Source organism: Mesorhizobium sp. M1A.F.Ca.IN.020.06.1.1 (genome assembly GCF_004023265.1).
Classification (GTDB): domain Bacteria; phylum Pseudomonadota; class Alphaproteobacteria; order Rhizobiales; family Rhizobiaceae; genus Mesorhizobium.
Genome location: NZ_RZSR01000769.1, coordinates 1 through 2,940, shown reverse-complemented (window position 1 = coordinate 2,940; position 2,940 = coordinate 1). Strand labels below are relative to the sequence as shown.

Below are 2,940 nucleotides of genomic sequence, written 5' to 3'. Positions count from 1 at the left end.
TCCTGCTAGTCGGCGGCGTCCTTCGCGGCAAGCGAATCCATACCGAAGACGAGCAGCGCCATGCCGCCGCCGACTAGCAGGAAGCCGGGAAAATCGAAGGGCGTGCGGACCGGCTTGGTGGTCGTGGGGAACAGCGAGGCCGCGAGCAACGCGGCCGTCAGCGCGATCGGAATGTTGATGTAGAAGATCCAGCGCCACGAGACGTAAGTGGTCAGCGCGCCACCGACGAGGGGCCCGACCAGCGGGCCGGACTGGCCGGCGAGCGAAATATACATGTTGATCCTGAGCGTGCGGTCGCGCGGAAAGCTCGACAGGATTACGACCTGACCGAGGGTGCCCATCAGCGCACCGCCGAAGCCCTGCAGCGCGCGCGAGCCGACCAGCATCCAGATGTTTTCCGACAGGCCGCACAGGGCCGAGGCGCTGGCGAAGACCAGCAGCGCAAAGCAATAGACGTTGCGCAGGCCGAAGCGGTCGGCCAGCCAGCCGCCGAGCGGCATCGTGACGATGAGGCTCGCGACATAGACGGTGATCAAAAGCCCGAGCTGGCTCGGCGGGCGGCCCAGGCTTTCGCCGATGCCGGGCAGCGCGGTCACAATGACATTCTGGTCGAGGCTGGTCATGAACACGCCGAAGGCGACGGTCGCCGGCAACAGCAGCGACGGGTCACCCGCCGGAGCAAAGCGGGTCGTGGCTGTCGCCGTAGTCTCTGCGGTCATGGAAGGATGTTGTCGAACCGGTTGCCTGAGGGCTCCGAGAGCCGCGTTCCTTATCTATCGTCTTCGCTGGCCCAAGGCTCAAGCGGCAGTTGTGGCCGTCGATAGTGCCACGCGCCGGCTGAACCAATCCCCGAGTGCTGCCTGCTTAGAGGCAAATTCGGCACGGAAAACCGCCGCGCAGTTTCCTGGAATTGCGCTTAGTGCACCTCGTAGCCGACTTCCTCGCTCGCGTGGCACAAGGCCTTCCAAAAGGAGCGCGCGAAGGAGCGGAACACATAGATGTCGAATTGGTCGCCACCGGTGCGCTGGATCTGTGCAAAGACATCGTGGTGGTTGGTCGAGCGGCCGGCGCCGAGCGGGAAGGCCGGCAAGGCGAAGTCGATAGCGAAGAATTTCGCCATCACCCACTCCGCTTTCGGCCCGGCGATGCGAATCGCGGTGCGGCCATGCGAGAGATCGGTAATCGTGCCGATGGACGGCGTGATCAGGCCGGTGAACGCGGAAGCCAAGCCCTCGGCCTCGTCAACCACGGTGAATTTGCCCGGCGCGAATCCGAACGCGGCTTTCGCGCCGTTGACGACGCCGCCGCCGGCTCCATCCGGCAGGGCAAGGCCTGTCACCTTGTATATGCCGGACATCAGCCGCTTCTCCTCGCCCGGCCATGCTGCGAGCTGCAGGATCGAGCCCGGCCGCGTTTCGGACAGGATGACGTCAACGCCATGCTCGAAATTGCCGTGCGAGCCTGGATGATAGACCGGTTCAAGCGGCGACAGGCGCTCAGGCAATTGCCGCTCGGGAAGTTGTCGCTCAACCATGCATGCGGCTCCCGTCCGGATCGTAGAAATGGTTGGAGACGATCTCGACCGGCCCGAACCGGTTGCGCAGCGGATCGGAGACGAAGGCGCGCGTGCCGTGGCGCGCCTTGCCGCCTTTGACCAGCGCAAGCGCTATGTATTTGCCGAGCGCCGGCGAATAGCAGCAGGCGGTGATATGGCCGATCGAATCGTGCGGGTTCGCTTCGTCGAGTTCCTCGACGATATGTCCGCCACCGTTCAGCGCGCGGTTGTCGAGAGCGATCAAGCCGACCAGTTCCAGCCGGTCCGGGGCGATCAGGCCTTCGCGATCCATCATGGCGGAACCGATGAAGGGCTTCTTCTTCGACAGCATCCAGTCGAGATGCAGGTCGCGCGCCGTGGTGCGGCCGTCGATCTCCGCGCCGGTGACGTGGCCCTTCTCGATGCGCATGGTGCCAAGCGCCTCGAGCCCGTAGGCGACCAGGCCGAAAGGCTTGCCGGCCTCGATGAGAGCCTCCCAAACGCGCGTTCCATAGCCGGCGCCGGAATAGACCTCGAAAGCCATCTCGCCGGAGAAGGAGAGGCGGCAGATCATCACCGGCACGCCGGCGATCTCACCGTGCACAATGCCCATGAAGGGAAGCGAGGCGTTGTCGACGGCCGTGCCCTTCACGCAGGCAGCGAGGATCGCCCTGGCTTTCGGTCCGCCGATCGCGGCCCCCGCCCACTCGTCGGTGACGGAGGTGACGGTGACCTTCAGTTCCGGCCAGATCACGTCGAGGAAATACTCCAGATGCTGCATCACCTTGCCGGCATTGGCGGTGGTGGTGGTCATCAGGAAATCCTGTTCGCCAAGCCGCCATGTGGTGCCGTCGTCGAAGGCAAGCCCATCCTCGCGCAGCATCAGACCGTAGCGGGCCTTGCCGACCGCGAGGGTGGAAAACATGTTCGTGTAAACGCGGTCGAGGAATTCCGCCGCATCCGGGCCCTGAACGGCGATCTTCCCAAGCGTCGAGACATCGACGATGCCGGCGCTCTCACGCGTTGCCGCGGCCTCGCGGACATAGGCCTGCTCGACCGTCTCGCCGGCGAGACCGTAGATCATCGGGCGGTACCAGAGACCGGCCGCATACATGGTCGCGCCGTTGTCGATGTGCCAGTCGTGCATCGGCGTCAGCCGCTCGGGCTTCAGGTCGCCGAAGCGCTCGGCCGCCAGCGAGCCGATCGACACGGCCGTGTAGGGCGGCCGGAACCGCGTCGTACCGACTTCGGGGATCGGCTTGCCCAGCGCCTCGGCCATGATGGCGAGGCCCGGCACGTTGGAGTTTTTGCCCTGGTCGGTCGCCATGCCGAGCGTGGTGTAGCGCTTCAGATGCTCGACCGAGACGAAGCCCTCGCGGTGCGCGAGCCGCACATCCTCGGCGGTC

General features: G+C 65.2%; 3 protein-coding genes. All 3 read right to left on the bottom strand.

All coding sequences use genetic code 11. The features are described 5' to 3' along the window. Positions 1-5: 5 nt before the first annotated feature. Positions 6-719, bottom strand: a complete 714-nt coding sequence (locus EOA60_RS26630; protein ID WP_245502616.1) for an MFS transporter — start codon at positions 717-719, stop codon at positions 6-8. A 197-nt stretch (positions 720-916) separates the two neighbouring features. After that, complete coding sequence (locus EOA60_RS26625; protein ID WP_067329620.1) at positions 917-1,504, bottom strand: sarcosine oxidase subunit gamma; 588 nt, start codon at positions 1,502-1,504, stop codon at positions 917-919. A 22-nt stretch (positions 1,505-1,526) separates the two neighbouring features. Next, the coding region (locus EOA60_RS26620; RefSeq protein ID WP_281060781.1) for a glycine cleavage T C-terminal barrel domain-containing protein at positions 1,527-2,940 on the bottom strand (1,414 nt) is incomplete at its 5' end.

What these genes read in the sequence shown, in the direction of transcription:
- EOA60_RS26630 (WP_245502616.1), bottom strand. Translation starts at nt 719, where the DNA reads ATGACCGCAGAGACTACGGCGACAGCCACGACCCGCTTTGCTCCGGCG.